Origin of the sequence: Streptomyces sp. NPDC044984 (assembly GCF_040646935.1) — a bacterium.
Lineage (GTDB): Bacteria > Actinomycetota > Actinomycetes > Streptomycetales > Streptomycetaceae > Streptomyces.
Window position 1 is genome coordinate 1 of record NZ_JBEZBE010000014.1, and the last position, 17962, is coordinate 17962.

The window sequence follows — 17962 nt, forward strand, 5'->3', positions numbered from 1 at the left end:
GTCGTTGAGGTACGCGAGTTCCTCGGTCTTCTTCCAGGCCGTCAGCATCGCCGACGTCTGGTTGTAGTTCACCCGCTCCTGCCGCGTCCACGCCTCGGTGCGCGCCGCAAGAGCCAGGTTGTAGACCTTCCGCACGCAACCGAACGTGCGCGACAGCTCGGCTGCCTGCGCATCGGTCGGATGGAAGCGGTACTTGAACGCCCGCTTCACAGGGGTGGTCCGCACGGTTCACATACCAGCCCATCAGTTTGTGACAGGCTGCCGACAGTTGGGGACAGACGCCGGTCCGCCCTGACGGCGAACCGGCTTTCCCTACCCTGCTCCGCGGGAGCTTCGTTTCTCCCCCGCGAGCGGGAGGTACCCCCACCCCCGGCTGAAGCCGGGGGCATCCACGAAGGAGAGCACCGATGATCCGGGTCCTGGTCGCCGAGGACCAGTCCGCCGTCCGCGCCGGACTGGTGCTGATCCTGCGCAGCGCGCCCGACATCGAGGTGGTCGGCGAGGCCGGGGACGGTGAGCGGGCGGTGGCGCTCGCCCGTGAACTCCGTCCCGACCTGGTGCTGATGGACGTGCAGATGCCGCGCCTGGACGGGGTGTCGGCGACCCGGCGGGTGGTCGGGGAGGGGCTCGCCGACGTGCTGGTGCTGACCACCTTCGACCTCGACGAGTACGTGTTCGGGGCGCTGCGGGCCGGGGCCGCCGGGTTCCTGCTGAAGAACACGGACGCGAAGGACCTCATCACAGCGGTGCGCACGGTGGCACGGGGGGAGGGCGTCGTCGCCCCGGCCGTCACCCGGCGGCTGATCGCGGAGTTCGCCGCGAAGCCCGCCCGCCGGGCGACCGTCGATCCGGCGGTGCTGGACGCCCTCACCCGGCGCGAGCGCGAGGTGCTGTCCTGTCTGGGCGAGGGGTTGTCCAACGCCGACATCGCGGCGCGCCTCGACATGGCGGAGGCGACGGTGAAGACGCACGTCAGCCGTCTGCTGGGCAAGCTGGAGCTGCGCAGCCGGGTGCAAGCGGCGGTGCTGGCGCAAGAGTTGGGGATCTAGCGGAAGCACAGGGGGACGGCGAGGGCAAGTGGTCCAGACCTATTGACCTGTGGTCCAGACCTTTCTATTCTCGCGGCACTGCGGGCGTGATGGCTCAGTCACGCCCTCGACGGCTTCTCCCCATAAGGAGGCGCAGCATGCGCTTCAGACATAAAGCCGCCGCAGGGTTCGCGACCCTGCTGCTCCCCCTCTCCGGCCTCGTCGCCCTCGCGAGCCCCGCCCAGGCCGCCACCTCGGCGACCGCCACCTACGCCAAGACCCAGGACTGGGGCTCCGGCTTCGAGGGCAAGTGGACGGTGAAGAACACCGGCACCACGACCCTCAGCTCCTGGACCGTCGAGTGGGACTTCCCCTCCGGCACCAAGGTCACCTCCGCCTGGGACGCCACCGTCACCAACTCCGGTGACCACTGGACCGCCAAGAACCTCGGCTGGAACGGCACCCTCGCCCCCGGGGCGTCGGTCTCCTTCGGCTTCAACGGCAGCGGCTCCGGCGCCCCGACCGGCTGCAAGCTCAACGGCGGCAGCTGCGACGGCGGCCCGGAGGTCCCCGGCGACGCGGCCCCCTCCGCTCCCGGCACCCCCACCGCCTCGGACATCACCGACACCTCGGTGAAGCTGTCCTGGGCGGCGGCGACCGACGACAAGGGCGTCAAGAACTACGACGTGCTGCGCGACGGCGCCAAGGTCGCCACCGTGACCGGCACCTCGTACACGAACACCGGCCTCAGCAAGGGCACGGACTACTCGTACACCGTGCAGGCCCGTGACACCGCGGACCAGACCGGCCCGGTCAGCGGCGCGGTGAAGGTCCGCACCACCGGTGACACCGAGGAGCCGCCCACCGGCGACAAGGTCAAGCTCGGCTACTTCACCGAGTGGGGCGTCTACGGCCGCAACTACCACGTCAAGAACCTGGTGACGTCCGGCTCCGCCGCCAAGATCACCCACATCAACTACTCGTTCGGCAACGTCAAGAACGGTCAGTGCACCGTCGACGACACCTTCGCCGCGTACGAGAAGGCCTACACCGCCGACCAGTCCGTCAGCGGCGCCGCCGACACCTGGGACCAGCCGCTGCGCGGCAACTTCAACCAGCTGCGCCAGCTGAAGGCGAAGTACCCGCACATCAAGGTGCTGTACTCCTTCGGCGGCTGGACCTACTCCGGCGGCTTCGGCCAGGCCGCGCAGAACGCGGCCGCGTTCGCCAAGTCCTGCAAGCAGGTCGTGGAGGACCCGCGCTGGGCCGATGTCTTCGACGGCATCGACATCGACTGGGAGTACCCGAACGCCTGCGGTCTGACCTGTGACACCAGCGGCCCGGCGGCCTTCAAGAACCTCTCGCAGGCCCTGCGCGCCGAGTTCGGCAAGGACTACCTGGTCACCGCCGCCATCACCGCCGACGGCTCGGACGGCGGCAAGATCGACGCTGCCGACTACGGCGGCGCCGCGCAGTACCTCGACTGGTACAACGTGATGACGTACGACTACTTCGGCGCCTTCGACAAGGACGGTCCCACGGCCCCCCACTCGCCGCTGACGTCGTACGCCGGCATCCCCCAGGAGGGCTTCAACTCGGCCGCCGCCATCGCGAAGCTGAAGGCGAAGGGCGTCCCGGCGAGCAAGCTGCTGCTCGGCATCGGCTTCTACGGCCGCGGCTGGACCGGCGTCACCCAGTCCGCTCCCGGCGGCACCGCCACCGGCCCGGCGGCCGGCACCTACGAGGCCGGCATCGAGGACTACAAGGTCCTCAAGAACTCCTGCCCGGCCACCGGCACCATCGCCGGCACGGCGTACGCCCACTGCGGCACCAACTGGTGGTCCTACGACACCCCGGCCACCATCAACACGAAGATGGCCTGGGCCAAGAACCAGGGCCTGGGCGGCGCCTTCTTCTGGGAGTTCAGCGGCGACACCGCCAACGGCGAGCTGGTCAGCGCCATCGACGGCGGTCTGAAGTAACTCTCAGGCACCACTAAGCACTAAGCGACATTAACGCGCTGACCGGGCGGGGCTGCCTCGAGCCACGCGAGGAAACCGGTCAGCGCGTCTTCGCTCATCGCGAGCTCCAGACGCGTGCCCCGGTGCAGACAGGCGAGGATCACCGAGTCCGACAGCAGCGCCAGCTCCTCCTCGCCCTCGGGCAGGCGGCGGCCGGCCACCTCGATCGCGGAACGCTCCAGGACGCGGCGCGGGCGGGGCGCGTAGGAGAACACCCGGAACCACTCGACCCGGTCACCGTTGTAGCGGGCCACCCCGTACGCCCAGCCCTTGCCGCCGGAGTCGCCCGACTCGGGCGCGTCCCAGCGCAGACTGCAGTCGAACGTTCCGCCGGAACGCTGGATGAGGCGGCGGCGCAGGCCGAAGACGAAGAGCCCCACCACCACGAGGGCCACCACGATTCCGCACACAGTCAGAGCGAGGATCATCGGCACCGACCTCCTCGTCTCCTAGGTAACGGAACGGAAAAATCATCCAGATCTGCCTCAGCCGCGGTCGGCTCCGGATCGCTCCGGTGCCGGCCGCGGCTGAGTGACGTCATCTCACCGCGCTGGGATCAGCGCCCCGCCGACGCCGCCCGCAGACGGACATCCGCGCGGCGCTCGGCCTCGGTGTCGTCCTCCGCCTTCGCACGGGCGAGCTCCTGCTCCGCGCTCTGGACGTCGATCTCGTCCGACAGCTCGGCGATCTCGGCCAGCAGCGACAGCTTGTCGTCCGCGAACGAGATGAAACCGCCGTGCACCGCGGCGACGACCGTCCCGCCCTCACGCGTACGGATGGTCACCGGGCCCGACTCCAGCACACCGAGCAGCGGCTGGTGACCGGGCATGACGCCGATGTCGCCGGACGTGGTGCGCGCGACGACCAGGGTGGCCTCGCCGGACCAGACCTCTCGGTCGGCCGCGACCAGCGCGACGTGCAGCTCAGCAGCCAAGGTGGCTCCTCGGGTCACCACCCGGCGGTTGTGCCGGGTGTTGGTTACAAGTCTAAGGGGCGTGGATGAGGGGGCGGGACGCGCCCGCCCCCTCAAGGGTGAGCCGGATGGCTCACAGCGAGCTCAGGGCTCAGGAGACGCCCAGCTCCTTGGCGTTGTTCTTCAGGTCCTCGATGCCACCGCACATGAAGAACGCCTGCTCCGGGAAGTGGTCGTACTCGCCGTCGCAGATCGCGTTGAACGCGGCGATCGACTCGTCCAGCGGCACGTCCGAACCGTCCACGCCGGTGAACTGCTTGGCGACGTGGGTGTTCTGGGACAGGAAGCGCTCCACGCGACGGGCACGGTGGACGACGAGCTTGTCCTCCTCGCCGAGCTCGTCGATACCGAGGATCGCGATGATGTCCTGCAGGTCCTTGTACTTCTGCAGGATGTTCTTCACGCGCATCGCGGCGTTGTAGTGGTCCGCCGCGATGTACCGCGGGTCGAGGATGCGGGACGTCGAGTCCAGCGGGTCCACGGCCGGGTAGATGCCCTTCTCCGAGATCGGACGGGAGAGCACCGTCGTCGCGTCGAGGTGGGCGAAGGTGGTGGCCGGGGCCGGGTCGGTCAGGTCGTCCGCGGGGACGTAGATCGCCTGCATCGAGGTGATCGAGTGACCACGGGTCGAGGTGATGCGCTCCTGGAGGAGACCCATCTCGTCGGCCAGGTTCGGCTGGTAGCCCACCGCGGAGGGCATGCGGCCGAGCAGGGTCGACACCTCGGAGCCGGCCTGGGTGAAGCGGAAGATGTTGTCGATGAAGAACAGCACGTCCTGCTTCTGCACATCGCGGAAGTACTCCGCCATGGTCAGACCGGCGAGGGCCACGCGCAGACGGGTGCCCGGGGGCTCGTCCATCTGACCGAAGACCAGGGCGGTCTTGTCGATGACGCCCGACTCGCTCATCTCGTCGATGAGGTCGTTGCCCTCACGGGTGCGCTCACCGACACCGGCGAACACCGACACACCGTCGTGGTTGTTGGCGACGCGGTAGATCATCTCCTGGATGAGCACCGTCTTGCCGACGCCGGCACCGCCGAACAGACCGATCTTTCCACCCTTGACGTACGGGGTGAGAAGGTCGATGACCTTGACGCCGGTCTCGAACATCTCGGTCTTCGACTCGAGCTCGTCGAAGTTGGGCGCCTTGCGGTGGATCGGCCAGCGCTCGCCCGTGTACTGCTCGTCGCTGTTCAGCACCTCACCGAGGGTGTTGAACACCTTGCCCGTGGTGAAGTCGCCGACCGGCACGGAGATGGAGGAACCCGTGTCGGTCACCGGGGCCTGGCGGACCAGACCGTCGGTGGGCTGCATGGAGATGGTGCGGACCAGGCCGTCACCGAGGTGCTGCGCGACCTCGAGGGTCAGCGTCTTGAGCGCACCCTCCTGGGCCGGGTCGGCGACCTCGACGTGGAGGGCGTTGTAGATCTCCGGCATCGCGTCGACGGGGAACTCCACGTCGACGACCGGGCCGATGACCCGGGCGACGCGGCCCGTGGCCGTCGCGGTCTCAACAGTGGTGGTCATTAGCTGTCACTCCCCGCGTTCGCGTCGGCCAGGGCACTGGCGCCACCGACGATCTCGCTGATTTCCTGGGTGATTTCGGCCTGGCGGGCCGCGTTGGCAAGACGGGAGAGCGTGTTGATCAGCTCGCCCGCGTTGTCGGTGGCCGACTTCATCGCGCGCCGCGTGGCGGCGTGCTTGGAAGCGGCCGACTGGAGCAGCGCGTTGTAGATCCGGCTCTCCACGTAGCGCGGCAGCAGGGCGTCGAGGACGTCCTCCGCCGAGGGCTCGAAGTCGAACAGCGGCAGGATCTCGCCCTTGGTGGACGTCTCCGCCGCGACCTCTTCGAGGCGCAGCGGAAGCATCCGGGAGTCGACCGCCGTCTGCGTCATCATCGAGACGAACTCGGTGTAGACGATGTGGAGCTCGTCCACGCCGCCGTCCGCCGTCTCCGTCTGGAGCGCCTCGATCAGCGGGGCCGCGACCTTCTTGGCGTCCGCGTACGAGGGCTCGTCGGTGAAGCCGGTGAACGACTCCGCGATCTTGCGCTCACGGAAGTTGTAGTGGGCGACACCGCGCCGGCCGACGATGTACGTGACGACCTGCCTGCCCTCGCGCTCCAGGCGCTCGGTCAGCTGCTCCGCCGCCTTGATGGCGTTGGAGTTGAAGGCGCCGGCCAGGCCGCGGTCGCTCGTGAGGAGCAGGACCGCGGCACGGGTCGGGTTCTCCGCCTCCGTGGTGAGCGGATGCTTGGTGTTCGACCCGGTTCCGACCGCCGTGACCGCGCGGGTGAGCTCCTGCGCGTACGGCGTGGAGGCCGCCACCTTGCGCTGCGCCTTGACGACGCGCGAGGCGGCGATCATCTCCATCGCCTTGGTGATCTTCTTGGTCGCGGTGACGGATCGGATGCGACGCTTGTAGACCCGGAGCTGGGCTCCCATGAGTCAGGTCCCTTCCTTACGTCACTTGGCGGCGGACGGGGCGTCCTCGCCGAGCAGCTTGCCGTCGCTCGTCTCGAACTGCTTCTTGAAGGCCGCGATCGCCTCGGCCACGGCCTGCAGGGTGTCGTCGGACATCTTGCCGCCCTCGCGGATGGAGGTCATGAGGCCCTGCTCCTGGCGGTGCAGGTACTCGAGGAGCTCCTTCTCGAAGCGGCGGATGTCGGCGACCGGCACCTCGTCCATCTTGCCGGTGGTGCCGGCCCAGACGGAGACGACCTGGTCCTCGGTGGACATCGGCTGGTACTGGTCCTGCTTCAGCAGCTCGACCATGCGCTGACCGCGCTCCAGCTGCGCCTTGGACGCGGCGTCCAGGTCGGAACCGAAGGCGGCGAACGCCTCCAGCTCACGGAACTGGGCGAGGTCCACGCGCAGACGGCCGGAGACCTGCTTCATCGCCTTGTGCTGGGCGGAACCACCGACGCGGGAGACGGAGATACCGACGTTCAGCGCGGGGCGCTGACCGGCGTTGAACAGGTCCGACTCCAGGAAGCACTGGCCGTCGGTGATGGAGATGACGTTGGTCGGGATGAACGCCGACACGTCGTTGGCCTTGGTCTCGACGATCGGCAGACCGGTCATCGAGCCGGCGCCCATGTCGTCGGAGAGCTTGGCGCAGCGCTCCAGCAGGCGGGAGTGCAGGTAGAAGACGTCACCCGGGTAGGCCTCACGGCCCGGCGGGCGGCGCAGCAGCAGGGACACGGCGCGGTAGGCGTCGGCCTGCTTCGACAGGTCGTCGAAGATGATCAGGACGTGCTTGCCCTCGTACATCCACTGCTGGCCGATGGCCGAACCGGTGTACGGCGCCAGGTACTTGAAGCCGGCCGGGTCGGACGCCGGGGCGGCGACGATGGTCGTGTACTCCAGCGCGCCGTTCTCCTCCAGCGCGCGGCGGACCGACGCGATGGTGGAGCCCTTCTGGCCGATGGCGACGTAGATGCAGCGGACCTGCTTCTTCGGGTCGCCGGAGCGCCAGTTGTCGCGCTGGTTGATGATCGTGTCGACGGCCAGGGCGGTCTTGCCGGTCTGGCGGTCGCCGATGATCAGCTGGCGCTGACCACGGCCGATCGGGGTCATGGCGTCGACGGCCTTGTAGCCCGTCTCCATCGGCTCGTGCACCGACTTGCGCTGCATGACCGTGGGGGCCTGCAGTTCGAGGGCGCGGCGGCCCTCGGTCTCGATCTCGCCGAGGCCGTCGATCGGGTTGCCGAGCGGGTCGACCACGCGGCCGAGGTAGCCCTCGCCGACGGCGACGGACAGCACCTCGCCGGTGCGGGTGACCGGCTGGCCCTCCTCGATGCCGCTGAACTCACCGAGGACGATGGCACCGATCTCGCGCTCCTCGAGGTTGAGGGCGAGGCCGAGGGTGCCGTCCTCGAACTTCAGCAGCTCGTTGGCCATGGCCGAGGGAAGACCCTCGACCTTCGCGATGCCGTCGCCGGCAAGGGTGACCGTACCGACCTCCTCGCGCGAGGCCGCGTCCGGCTTGTACGACTGGACAAAGTTCTCCAGCGCGTCCCGGATCTCCTCCGGCCGGATCGTGAGCTCCGCCATCTGAGTTCCCTGCTCTCCTTGTTGGGCCCGAAGTTTCACTTGGGGGGTCTGGGGGCGACCCCCAGGAATCCTCTGCACGGCCCAACCAGGGCCGTAAGTACGTACTGCCTATTCAGAATGTTCTGCTCAGCCGGCCAGCCGACGGCTCGCGTCCTCGAGCCGGTCCGCCAGGGAGCCGTTGATGACCTCGTCACCGACCTGCACCCGGATCCCGCCGACGACCGCGGGGTCGACGTCGAGGTTGAGGTGCATCCGGCGGCCGTAGAGCTTCGCGAGGGCGTCGCCCAGGCGCTGCTTCTGCCGGTCGCTCAGCGGCACCGCGGAGGTGACGACGGCCACCATGCGGTCGCGGCGCTCGGCGGCGAGCTTGGACAGGGACTCCAGTCCCGACTCCAGGCTACGTCCCCGCGGCGCGGTCACGAGACGCGTGACCAGACGCTCGGTGGTCGCGTTCGCCCTGCCCCCGAGCAGGCTGCGCAGCAGCTCGCCCTTGGCGGAGGCGGTGGCGCTCCGGTTGGTCAGCGCGGCGCGCAGCTCGGTGTTGGAGGAGACGATCCGGCCGAACCGGAACAGCTCGTCCTCGACGTCGTCGAGCGCGCCCGTCTTCTGGGCGGCGGTGAGGTCGGCGGTGCCGGCCAGCTCCTCCAGCGCGTCCACCAGGTCGCGGGACTGCGACCAGCGGGAGCGCACCATGCCGGACACCAGGTCCGCGGCCGGGCCGCTGACCTGCGAGCCGAGCAGGCGCCGGGCCAGGTCGGCCTTGGCCTCACCGGCCTGCGCCGGGTCGGTGAGGACCCGACGCAGCGACACCTCGCGGTCGAGCAGCGCGGTGACGGCGGCCAGCTCGTCGGCGAGCGAGCCCGCGTTCACGGACGTGGAGTCCGTCAGCGCGTCGAGACGCTCACGTGCGGCTGCCAGGGCCTCGCGGCTCGCTCCGTTCATCGCGCGGCCTCGGCCTTCTGGTCGAGCTCGTCGAGGAAGCGGTCGATCACGCGGCTCTGCCGGGCGTGGTCCTCGAGGGACTCGCCGACGAGCTTGCCGGCCAGGTCGGTGGCGAGCTTGCCGACGTCCTGGCGCAGCGAGGACGCGGCGGCCTTGCGGTCGGCCTCGATCTGCGCGTGGCCGGCGGCGACGATCTCCTCGCGCTGACGCTGGCCCTCGGCCCGCATCTCGGCGATGAGCGCGGCACCCTGCTCCTGCGCCTCCTGGCGCAGACGCGCGGCCTCGTGCCGGGCCTCGGCGAGCTGTGCCTTGTACTGCTCAAGGACGCTCTGGGCCTCGACCTTCATGGCCTCGGCCTCTTCGATACCGCCTTCGATCGCCGTGCGGCGCTCCTCCAGAACCTTGTTGATGTTCGGGAGCAGCTTCTTCCAGAAGAAGAAGAACACGATGGCGAAGGCGATGGTGCCGACGAGCAGCTCGGGGCCCGGAGGAATGAGCGGGTTCTGCTCTTCCTCGGCCGCCAGCTGTACCAGGTTGGCGATCACATCAGTGCCTTTCGTTGAAAGGTTGGCTCGTCAGGGTCCGATCATCCGTAGACGAACGGCATGACGATGCCGATGAGGGCGAGCGCCTCACAGAAGGCGAAGCCGAGGATCTGGTTGGCGCGGATCAGGCCGGCCGCCTCGGGCTGACGGGCGAGGGCCTGGGTGCCGTTACCGAAGATGATGCCGACGCCGACGCCGGGGCCGATGGCGGCGAGGCCGTAGCCGATGGAACCGATGTTGCCTTCGACGGCGGCGAGGGTCTCAAGGGCAGCCATGCTGATTCTTCCTTCTCTTTCAAGGACCGGCGGGGGTTGGCCACCGGACGTTCATGGGGGTGCGGGCTGGGTCGCTCAGTGGTGTTCGGCGAGCGCGCCCTGGATGTACGAGCAGGCCAGCAGTACGAAGACGTACGCCTGGACGGCCTGCACGAAAAGTTCGAAGAGGATCATGACCATGGTCATGACGAAGGAGACGCCGGCTGCCGGGATCATCCAGCTGTTCAGCAGGTACCAGGAGGCGACGGTGAACATCACCAGCATCAGGTGGCCGGCAAACATGTTGGCGAAGAGTCGCACGGCGTGGGTGAACGGTCGGACCAGCAGGTTCGAGAAGAACTCGATGATCATGACCAGCGGCAGCACCGCACCCAGCGACTTGTCGTAGCCGGTCACGTTCTTGAAGAAGCCGACGAAGCCGTGCCGCTTGAAGGTCAGCGACACCCAGATCAGCCAGACGATCGCGGCGAGCACCATGGGGTACGCGATGATCGACGAGACCGGGAACTGGGCCAGCGGGATCACGGACCAGATGTTCATGATCCAGATGAAGAAGAACAGCGAGACCATGAAGGGGACGTACTTCTCGCCCTCCTTCTTGCCGAGGGTCTCGTAGACGATGCCGCGGCGGACGAAGTCGTAACCGGCTTCACCGACCATCTGCAGCTTCCCCGGCACCACCTTGGCCCTGCCGAAAGCCGCGTAGAAGAAGCTGATGACGAGGAGGGTGGTGATGATGGCGAGCAGCATCACCTTGTTGAACTCGAACCCTCCGACCGTGGCGATCGGCTTGAAAAGGAACGAGTGCAGGCCCGGAGCCGGAAAGCCACACCCGTTGTCGGACATGATCCGACAACTCCAGTCAAAGGCGAGCTGGGTCTGGTCAGCACTCACCGCGGGCTCCTTCGGCGTGACGCATAGGTACGGCAACCTCGTTGTGTCGGCGCGGCGCAGGGCCGCGGTTCGGCACCGGACAGGTGTTACGGATGTGGGGGCGGCTGGGGGGCATCAAGCCTCGCGAATGAGCAGGCGTCAGCTCGGATGCCCGCGCCCGCGATGCCGCAGTTGGCACCGGACGATAGCAGGATCTCTCACGTGCCTTTATCCCGGCCCTATCCCTCACGACGAGTGCCCCGACTTGTCGGACTTCCCGCTCGTCGTCGACTCGGGCTCGACGTAGAGGATCTTGGCCTTCATGTGGGCACGGGTCTGCGCGGCGATCCATGTCAGGGTGCCGGCGACCAGCGTGATCGCGAAGGCCTTGGGGTTGAACAGCGTGGTGTCCCTGAACACCGACAGGAAGATGAACAGCAGCAGGATCTGTGCCGCGTACAGCATCAAGCCCATCATCTGGAAGAGATGCGGGAGCGACCTGGCGGTGCGCTGCAGGACGTAGAGGCCGATCCCCATGAAGAGGATCACGACCACGGTCGCGGCGACCGCACCGATCGCCCCTTTGCCGCCGGCGACCACCGCACTGACGACGGCGGCTACCGCACCGACGGCAGCCGTGGGCACGGCGGCCTGGGCCAGGATCCGGACGTCGTTGGACGGCATGGCGGCAACTCCGCTTTTCGCAGGGGGCAGGGTGTCGTCATGGACGAGCGTAGACCCCCGGGCCGAGTGAGAATTCCTCGCGCCGGTGAACCGTCGCACTACGGTTCCTTGGCTCTCTCCGGGGTTCTCGTGAACGGTATCACAAACTATTTGATGCAGTCTTTACCTGTCTGGCGTGCTCACCGTCACACATGAGAGTGAATCTGCGCGTCCGAGCGAGAACCTTGCCCCTTTGTCTGATATTGGGGCGGTTCGCACACCCAACGATGCCCCATAGGAGCCCCACGACTTGGCAATGCTCTAGTCGGATTCTTACCTTGACCGTGATCGGTCGGCCAGGTGTGCGCGAGGGCCGACGGCGGTCGCGCCGTTGACACCGGAGACACCCGCGGCGACCGGGGTGCGGTGGTCGTCGGCGGACTCCGGGTCCGCCGGGGTCGACGCGTCCGGGGCGGTGGCCGGGGCGGTCCGGCGGCGACGGCGGTAGCGCGGGGGCACGAAGGCCTCCGCCCAGCGCGGGGCGCGCGGGGTGAAGCGGGGCAGCAGGAGCAGGACGAGGCCGAGCGTGGAGAGGACGACGACGCCCAGCACGATCCACATCGACGCCGAGTTCACGGAGTAGGCCAGCGCACCGAAGGCGATCAGCGCCGACCAGAAGTACATGATCAGCACGGCCCGGCTGTGCGAGTGGCCGATCTCCAGCAGCCGGTGGTGCAGATGGCCCCGGTCCGCCGCGAACGGCGACTGGCCGCGCCAGGTGCGCCGCACGATCGCCAGGATCAGGTCGGCGGCCGGGATCGCGATGATCGTCAGCGGCATCACCAGCGGGATGTAGACCGGCACCATCTGGTGCACCGTGCTGCGCTCGGACCCGCCGAACAGGCTGTCCGGGTCGACCTGTCCCGTGATGGAGATCGCGCCCGCCGCCAGGACCAGACCGATCAGCATCGAGCCCGAGTCACCCATGAAGATCCGCGCGGGGTGCATGTTGTGCGGCAGGAAGCCCAGGCACATGCCCATCAGGATGGCCGCGAACAGCGTCGCGGGGGCGGCGGCCTCGATGCCGTACGAGTACCAGATGCGGTAGGCGTACATGAAGAACGCGGCCGCCGCGATGCACACCATGCCGGCGGCGAGGCCGTCGAGGCCGTCCACGAAGTTGACCGCGTTGATGGTGATGACGACCAGCGCCACCGTGAGCAGGGTGCCCTGCCACTGGGTGAGCGCGACCGTGCCGACGCCCGGGACCGGCAGCCACAGGATCGTCAGACCCTGCATGACCATCACACCGGCGGCGATCATCTGGCCGCCCAGCTTGATCAGGGCGTCGATCTCGAACTTGTCGTCCAGCACACCGATCAGCCAGATCAGCGCCGCCCCGGAGAGCAGCGCCCGGGGCTCGTTGGACCTCTCGAAGAGCTGGCCGAGGTTGGTGAGGTGGCCGGCGGCCAGCAGGCCCGCGCACAGGCCGAAGAACATGGCGATACCGCCGAGCCGCGGAGTGGGTTCCCGGTGCACGTCACGTGCCCGGATCTCCGGCATCGCCCCGGCCACGATCGCGAACTTCCGCACCGGCCCTGTCAGCAGGTACGTCACCGCGGCCGTGATGCAGAGCGTCAGCAGGTATTCACGCACGGGCTTCCCCACAGGTCTCGCTGGCCATCACAGCCCCACACCCTAGCGAGGCGCGCATATGAGTGGGGACTTCCGGGTAGCGACGATGGTTGCACGCGCGACTGTGCGTCCGTGACGCCGACCCCGGAAACCGGTCCGTTCAGCGGGGGTACGGCGGGAACGCCGCGGCCAGTTCCCGTACGTCCTCCCGGGCCCGCGCGGGCTCGGTGCCGCCCCGCAGGACACTCGCCAGCAGCCCCGCGACGAACGTCATCTCCCTCGCTCCCATGCCCTGCGTGGTCACCGCCGCCGTGCCCATGCGCAGCCCGCGGCCGTCGTCGTGCGGAAGCGCACAGCAGTCCAGGACGAGCCCGGCCGCCGCGAGCCGGCCGCGCGCGGTGCGTCCGTCGACGCCGAGCGGCTCAGGGTCGGCGGTGATCAGGTGGGTGTCCGTACCGCCGGTGGTGACCACCAGCCCCTCGGCGGCCAGCGCGGCGGCCAGCGCCCGCGCGTTGGCGACCACCTGGTGCGCGTACGCGGCGAACGCCGGCGTCGCCGCCTCCCCGAACGCGACGGCCTTGGCCGCGACGGTGTTCATCTGGGCGCCGCCCTGGGTGAAGGGGAAGACGGCACGGTCGACGCGCTCGGCCAGCTCGCCGCCGCACAGGATCATCCCGCCGCGCGGCCCCCGCAGCACCTTGTGGGTCGTCGCGCACACGATGTCCGCGTACGGCACCGGGCTGGGCGCCACTCCCCCGGCGACCAGGCCGATGGGGTGCGCCGCGTCCGCGACGAGGTAGGCGCCGACCTCGTCGGCGACCTCGCGGAAGAAGGCGTAGTCGACGTGGCGCGGATAGGCGGTGGAACCGCAGACGATCGCCTTGGGGCGGTGGCCGCGGGCCAGGGCGCGGACCTGGTCGTGGTCGATGAGCCCGCTCTCCGCGTCCACGCCGTAGCCGACGAAGTCGAACCAGCGGCCGGAGAAGTTGGCGGGCGAGCCGTGGGTGAGGTGTCCGCCGTAGGGCAGGCCGAGGGCGAGGACGGTGTCGCCGGGGCGCAGCAGGACGGCGTACGCGGCGAGCACGGCGGACGAGCCGGAGTGCGCCTGCACGTTGGCGTGCTCGGCGCCGAACAGCGCCGTGGCCCGCTCCACGGCGAGGCGCTCGGCGACGTCGACGACCTCGCAGCCGCCGTGGTGGCGGTTGCCGGGGTATCCCTCGGCGTACTTGTTGGCCAGCGGTGAGCCGAGGGCGGTCAGCACCGCCGGCGACATGAAGTTCTCGGCGGCGATCAGCTGGAGCGTGCTCGACTGCCGCTCGCGTTCCGCGAGCAGCACATCGGCGAGCTCGGGATCCTGCCGCCGCACCACATCGGCCTCAAGGGCATGCCCGACCGTCATAACGCCCAATGTAGGCCGCACACCCCGAAAACGCCCCCGCTGCTACACCCATCCCACCCCGCCTCGCTGTGGGCAGTCGTTCCGCAGGGCGATGGGGGTACCTCCCGTGCCCTTCGGGCAATGGGGGAGGGTGGGCACAGCGGAACAACGCCGGAGGCCCTGAAACCCACCCCCGCAGCAGGACACCTACGCCCGCGCGGGAACCCCGGTCAACGCCGTCACCACCGGATCCAGCGCCTCGAATATCTCGTCCCCGATGGACCGGAAGAACGTCAGCGGCGCCCCGTACGGGTCGTACACCTCGTCCGCCTCGGCCGTCGGCGCCAGGAGCCACCCGCGTAGAGCCGCGGCAGCCCGCACCAGCGCCCGGGCGCGCATGACCAGCCCCTCGTCCAGCGGCGGCAGCGTCGCCGGGTCGATGGCGTCGACCAGCCGCGTGAACTCCTTCAGCGTGAACGTCCGCAGCCCCGCCGAGTGCCCCATGGAGATGACCTGCGCCCGGTGGTCCCGCGTGGCCGTCAGCACCAGGTCCGCCCGGATCACGTGCTCGTCCAGCAGCTCACGCCCCACGAACCCCGACGCGTCCGCCCCGAACTCCGCCAGCACGGCCTCCGCGTTGGCCTCCATGGGCGCGCCCTCGTGCCCCCAGGTGCCCGCGCTCTCCACGATCAGCCCGCCGCCCAGGATCCCCAGCCGCTGGCTCACGAAATGCCGGGTCAGCCGCTCGGTGATGGGCGAGCGGCACACGTTTCCGGTACTGACGTGGAGGATGCGGAAGGTGTCGCGCGGAAACCCGAAGGTGGTCGTGATCTCCGCGCTGGATTCCCCGTTGCCTATGCCACGCCCCGACTCGGGGGCCGTCAATTCGCCACCTCGAGGTCGGGTACCACCTTGCGCAGCTCCTCCGGCGAGAGCGCGCCCTCGCGCAGCAGCACCGGCACGGGCCGGGTGACGTCGACGATCGAGGAGGGCACGTTGCCGGGCGTCGGACCGCCGTCCAGGTACACGGAGACGGAGTCGCCGAGCATCTCCTGCGCGGCGTCGCAGTTCTCCGGCGCCGGGTGGCCGGTCAGGTTCGCCGAGGACACGGCCATGGGCCCGACCTCGGTGAGCAGCTCGATGGCGACCGGGTGCAGCGGCATCCGCACGGCGACCGTGCCCCGGGTGTCCCCGAGGTCCCACTGGAGCGACGGCTGGTGCCGGGCGACCAGCGTCAGCGCGCCCGGCCAGAACGCGTCGACCAGCTCCCAGGCCATCTCGGAGAAGTCGGTGACCAGGCCGTGCAGGGTGTTCGGGGAGCCGATGAGGACGGGCGTGGGCATGTTGCGGCCCCGGCCCTTGGCCTCCAGCAGATCGGCGACGGCCTCCGAGGTGAACGCGTCGGCGCCGATCCCGTACACGGTGTCCGTGGGCAGCACCACGAGCTCGCCCCGGCGGACGGCGGAGGCGGCCTCGCGCAGACCGGTCGCGCGGTCGGTCGCGTCGTTGGTGTCGTATCGGCGAGCCATCTAGCGGGCCTCCTCGTACGGGTGCTGCTGGGGGGATGAAGTATGCGGGACGCTCACGGCAGCGCCTTGCGGGCGGTGGCGAACCGGGGGCGGTTGTTCAGGTCGGGGTGGTCGGCCGCGTCGGTCCAGCCGCGGTCCTCGGCGAAGATCCACGGCACCTGTCCGCCCTGGGTGTCGGCGTGCTCGACGACGACCACCCCGCCGGGCCGCAGCAGCCGGTGCGCGGTGCGCTCCAGGCCGCGGATCAGGTCGAGCCCGTCCTCACCGGAGAACAGGGCCAGGTCGGGATCGTAGTCGCGGGCCTCCGGGGCGACGTACTCCCACTCGGTGAGCGGGATGTACGGCGGATTGGAGACGACCAGGTCGACCTGGCCGTCGAGGTCGGGGAAGGCCGTCAGCGCGTCTCCCTGGCGCAGCTCGACCCGTGACCCCTCCATGTTCTTGCGGGTCCACGTCAGGGCGTCCTCGGACAGCTCCACGGCGTACACGCGCGAGCGCGGCACCTCCTGGGCCAGCGCCAGCGCGATGGCACCGGAGCCGGTGCACAGGTCGACGATGCACGGTTCGACGACGTCCATCGCGCGGACGGCGTCTATCGCCCAGCCGACCACCGACTCGGTCTCGGGGCGCGGCACGAACACCCCCGGCCCGACCTGGAGCTCCAGGTAGCGGAAGTACGCGCGCCCGGTGATGTGCTGGAGCGGCTCGCGGGCCTCGCGGCGGGCGATGACCTCCCAGTACCGGGCGTCGAAGTCGGAGTCCTTCACGTGGTGCAGCTCGCCGCGCTTGACGCCGTGCACGAACGCGGCGAGCTCCTCCGCGTCGGTGCGCGGCGAGGGCACGCCGGCGTCGGCGAGCCGCTGGGTGGCCTGGGCCACCTCGGCGAGCAGCAGGTTCACGACGGTCCTCCGGGCTGTCTACGGGATTTACGCGGCGGCGAGCTTGGCGGCCGAGTCGGCGTCGACGCAGGCCTGGATCACCGCGGCGAGGTCGCCGTCCAGGACCTGGTCGAGGTTGTACGCCTTGAAGCCGACGCGGTGGTCCGAGATGCGGTTCTCCGGGAAGTTGTACGTGCGGATCTTCTCGGAGCGGTCGACGGTGCGGACCTGGCTGCGGCGTGCGTCGGCGGCCTCCCGCTCCGCCTCCTCCTGCGCCGCCGCGAGGAGCCTGGAGCGCAGGATGCGCAGGGCCTGCTCCTTGTTCTGCAGCTGGCTCTTCTCGTTCTGGCAGGAGGCGACGACCCCGGTCGGCAGGTGCGTGATGCGCACGGCGGAGTCGGTGGTGTTGACGGACTGCCCGCCGGGGCCTGAGGACCGGTAGACGTCGATGCGCAGGTCGTTCGGGTTGATCTCGACGTCGACCTCCTCCGCCTCGGGGGTCACCAGGACACCCGCCGCGGAGGTGTGGATGCGGCCCTGCGACTCGGTGGCCGGCACCCGCTGCACGCGGTGCACGCCGCCCTCGTACTTCAGCCGCGCCCACACGCCCTGGCCGGGCTCGGTGGCGCCCTGGCCGCCCTTGGTCTTCACGGCGACCTGGACGTCCTTGTAACCGCCCAGCTCGGACTCGGTGGCGTCGATGATCTCGGTCTTCCAGCCGACGCGCTCGGCGTAGCGCAGGTACATGCGCAGCAGGTCGCCGGCGAACAGGGCGGACTCGTCGCCGCCCGCGCCCGCCTTGATCTCGAGGATGACGTCCTTGTCGTCGCTGGGGTCGCGCGGGACGAGGAGCAGGCGGAGCTTCTCGGTGAGCTCCTCGCGCTGCTTCTCCAGGTCCTTGACCTCGGCGGCGAAGTCGGGGTCGTCGGCGGCCAGTTCGCGCGCGGTCTCGATGTCGTCGCCCGTCTGCTTCCAGGAGCGGTACGTGGCGATGATCGGGGTGAGCTCGGCGTAGCGCTTGTTCAGCTTGCGCGCGTTGGCCTGGTCGGCGTGGACCGACGGGTCGGCGAGCTTCTTCTCCAGGTCGGCGTGCTCGGCGACGAGTTCCTCGACTGCCTCGAACATCTTGGGCTCCTGCTGGTACGTGGGTGAAGGGGCGGGCGACC

Annotated in this window: 19 protein-coding genes; 2 read left to right on the top strand and 17 right to left on the bottom strand. The window is 69.4% G+C overall.

What is annotated here, in order from left to right; all coding sequences use genetic code 11:
• The coding region (locus AB0A94_RS16940) for a helix-turn-helix domain-containing protein (RefSeq protein WP_361744995.1) at window positions 1-225 on the bottom strand (225 nt) is incomplete at its 3' end.
• Between the two features lie 182 nt (window positions 226-407).
• Between AB0A94_RS16940 and AB0A94_RS16945 the strand changes: the two genes are divergently transcribed.
• Together AB0A94_RS16945 and AB0A94_RS16950 are read left to right on the top strand one after the other, a co-directional pair.
• On the top strand, window positions 408-1049 hold the full coding sequence (locus AB0A94_RS16945) for a response regulator transcription factor (protein ID WP_361744997.1): 642 nt from the start codon (window positions 408-410) through the stop codon (window positions 1047-1049).
• A 137-nt stretch (window positions 1050-1186) separates the two neighbouring features.
• Window positions 1187-3010: a glycoside hydrolase family 18 chitinase gene (locus AB0A94_RS16950; protein ID WP_361744999.1), complete on the top strand. Its 1824-nt coding sequence runs from the start codon at window positions 1187-1189 to the stop codon at window positions 3008-3010.
• 20 nt (window positions 3011-3030) lie between these two features.
• Here AB0A94_RS16950 and AB0A94_RS16955 read toward each other — a convergent pair whose 3' ends face one another.
• The 16 genes from AB0A94_RS16955 to prfA all read right to left on the bottom strand — a co-directional run bounded on the left by AB0A94_RS16955 (window position 3031) and on the right by prfA (window position 17921).
• Window positions 3031-3477, bottom strand: a complete 447-nt coding sequence (locus AB0A94_RS16955; RefSeq protein WP_361745000.1) for a DUF2550 domain-containing protein — start codon at window positions 3475-3477, stop codon at window positions 3031-3033.
• A gap of 128 nt (window positions 3478-3605) precedes the next feature.
• Window positions 3606-3983 (bottom strand): F0F1 ATP synthase subunit epsilon, encoded by a 378-nt coding sequence (locus AB0A94_RS16960; RefSeq protein ID WP_217131081.1) that lies wholly within the window; start codon window positions 3981-3983, stop codon window positions 3606-3608.
• A 130-nt stretch (window positions 3984-4113) separates the two neighbouring features.
• Complete coding sequence (gene atpD, locus AB0A94_RS16965) at window positions 4114-5550, bottom strand: F0F1 ATP synthase subunit beta (protein ID WP_361745002.1); 1437 nt, start codon at window positions 5548-5550, stop codon at window positions 4114-4116.
• Window positions 5550-6467, bottom strand: coding sequence for a F0F1 ATP synthase subunit gamma (locus tag AB0A94_RS16970; protein WP_361745004.1), 918 nt, complete (start codon window positions 6465-6467; stop codon window positions 5550-5552). The genes atpD and AB0A94_RS16970 overlap by 1 nt, the downstream gene beginning before the upstream one ends.
• A 21-nt stretch (window positions 6468-6488) precedes the next feature.
• On the bottom strand, window positions 6489-8078 hold the full coding sequence (gene atpA, locus AB0A94_RS16975) for a F0F1 ATP synthase subunit alpha (RefSeq protein WP_361745006.1): 1590 nt from the start codon (window positions 8076-8078) through the stop codon (window positions 6489-6491).
• A gap of 126 nt (window positions 8079-8204) precedes the next feature.
• Window positions 8205-9020: a F0F1 ATP synthase subunit delta gene (locus AB0A94_RS16980; RefSeq protein ID WP_361745008.1), complete on the bottom strand. Its 816-nt coding sequence runs from the start codon at window positions 9018-9020 to the stop codon at window positions 8205-8207.
• On the bottom strand, window positions 9017-9565 hold the full coding sequence (locus tag AB0A94_RS16985; RefSeq protein ID WP_361745009.1) for a F0F1 ATP synthase subunit B: 549 nt from the start codon (window positions 9563-9565) through the stop codon (window positions 9017-9019). Before AB0A94_RS16985 ends, AB0A94_RS16980 begins: the two co-directional genes overlap by 4 nt.
• A gap of 41 nt (window positions 9566-9606) precedes the next feature.
• Entirely contained in the window at window positions 9607-9840 is a 234-nt protein-coding gene (gene atpE, locus AB0A94_RS16990; RefSeq protein WP_031485821.1) for an ATP synthase F0 subunit C, read from the bottom strand.
• A gap of 75 nt (window positions 9841-9915) precedes the next feature.
• Window positions 9916-10686 (bottom strand): F0F1 ATP synthase subunit A, encoded by a 771-nt coding sequence (atpB, locus tag AB0A94_RS16995; protein WP_361745284.1) that lies wholly within the window; start codon window positions 10684-10686, stop codon window positions 9916-9918.
• A 273-nt stretch (window positions 10687-10959) separates the two neighbouring features.
• The gene (locus AB0A94_RS17000; RefSeq protein ID WP_217131088.1) at window positions 10960-11397 is read right to left on the bottom strand and encodes a hypothetical protein; all 438 of its coding nucleotides are present in this window, start codon (window positions 11395-11397) and stop codon (window positions 10960-10962) included.
• 312 nt (window positions 11398-11709) lie between these two features.
• Window positions 11710-13032, bottom strand: coding sequence for an MraY family glycosyltransferase (locus AB0A94_RS17005; protein ID WP_361745011.1), 1323 nt, complete (start codon window positions 13030-13032; stop codon window positions 11710-11712).
• 139 nt (window positions 13033-13171) lie between these two features.
• Window positions 13172-14410: a serine hydroxymethyltransferase gene (glyA, locus tag AB0A94_RS17010; RefSeq protein ID WP_361745013.1), complete on the bottom strand. Its 1239-nt coding sequence runs from the start codon at window positions 14408-14410 to the stop codon at window positions 13172-13174.
• A 186-nt stretch (window positions 14411-14596) separates the two neighbouring features.
• The gene (locus tag AB0A94_RS17015) at window positions 14597-15274 is read right to left on the bottom strand and encodes a protein-tyrosine-phosphatase (protein WP_217131091.1); all 678 of its coding nucleotides are present in this window, start codon (window positions 15272-15274) and stop codon (window positions 14597-14599) included.
• The gene (locus tag AB0A94_RS17020; protein ID WP_361745016.1) at window positions 15271-15918 is read right to left on the bottom strand and encodes an L-threonylcarbamoyladenylate synthase; all 648 of its coding nucleotides are present in this window, start codon (window positions 15916-15918) and stop codon (window positions 15271-15273) included. The genes AB0A94_RS17015 and AB0A94_RS17020 overlap by 4 nt, the downstream gene beginning before the upstream one ends.
• Before the next feature lie 53 nt (window positions 15919-15971).
• Window positions 15972-16817, bottom strand: coding sequence for a peptide chain release factor N(5)-glutamine methyltransferase (gene prmC / locus AB0A94_RS17025; protein WP_361745018.1), 846 nt, complete (start codon window positions 16815-16817; stop codon window positions 15972-15974).
• A gap of 27 nt (window positions 16818-16844) precedes the next feature.
• Window positions 16845-17921: a peptide chain release factor 1 gene (gene prfA, locus AB0A94_RS17030; protein WP_361745020.1), complete on the bottom strand. Its 1077-nt coding sequence runs from the start codon at window positions 17919-17921 to the stop codon at window positions 16845-16847.
• Window positions 17922-17962 lie beyond the last annotated feature (41 nt).

Excerpts from the sequence above, each read along its gene's own strand:
- AB0A94_RS17000 (WP_217131088.1), bottom strand. The coding sequence starts at position 11,397 with ATGCCGTCCAACGACGTCCGGATCCTGGCCCAGGCCGCCGTGCCCACG.
- AB0A94_RS16945 (WP_361744997.1), top strand. The coding sequence starts at position 408 with ATGATCCGGGTCCTGGTCGCCGAGGACCAGTCCGCCGTCCGCGCCGGA.
- AB0A94_RS16955 (WP_361745000.1), bottom strand. The coding sequence starts at position 3,477 with ATGATCCTCGCTCTGACTGTGTGCGGAATCGTGGTGGCCCTCGTGGTG.
- atpD (WP_361745002.1), bottom strand. The coding sequence starts at position 5,550 with ATGACCACCACTGTTGAGACCGCGACGGCCACGGGCCGCGTCGCCCGG.
- atpB (WP_361745284.1), bottom strand. The coding sequence starts at position 10,686 with ATGTCCGACAACGGGTGTGGCTTTCCGGCTCCGGGCCTGCACTCGTTC.
- AB0A94_RS16980 (WP_361745008.1), bottom strand. The coding sequence starts at position 9,020 with ATGAACGGAGCGAGCCGCGAGGCCCTGGCAGCCGCACGTGAGCGTCTC.
- prfA (WP_361745020.1), bottom strand. The coding sequence starts at position 17,921 with ATGTTCGAGGCAGTCGAGGAACTCGTCGCCGAGCACGCCGACCTGGAG.
- AB0A94_RS16950 (WP_361744999.1), top strand. The coding sequence starts at position 1,187 with ATGCGCTTCAGACATAAAGCCGCCGCAGGGTTCGCGACCCTGCTGCTC.
- glyA (WP_361745013.1), bottom strand. The coding sequence starts at position 14,410 with ATGACGGTCGGGCATGCCCTTGAGGCCGATGTGGTGCGGCGGCAGGAT.
- AB0A94_RS17020 (WP_361745016.1), bottom strand. The coding sequence starts at position 15,918 with ATGGCTCGCCGATACGACACCAACGACGCGACCGACCGCGCGACCGGT.
- atpE (WP_031485821.1), bottom strand. The coding sequence starts at position 9,840 with ATGGCTGCCCTTGAGACCCTCGCCGCCGTCGAAGGCAACATCGGTTCC.
- atpA (WP_361745006.1), bottom strand. The coding sequence starts at position 8,078 with ATGGCGGAGCTCACGATCCGGCCGGAGGAGATCCGGGACGCGCTGGAG.
- AB0A94_RS16970 (WP_361745004.1), bottom strand. The coding sequence starts at position 6,467 with ATGGGAGCCCAGCTCCGGGTCTACAAGCGTCGCATCCGATCCGTCACC.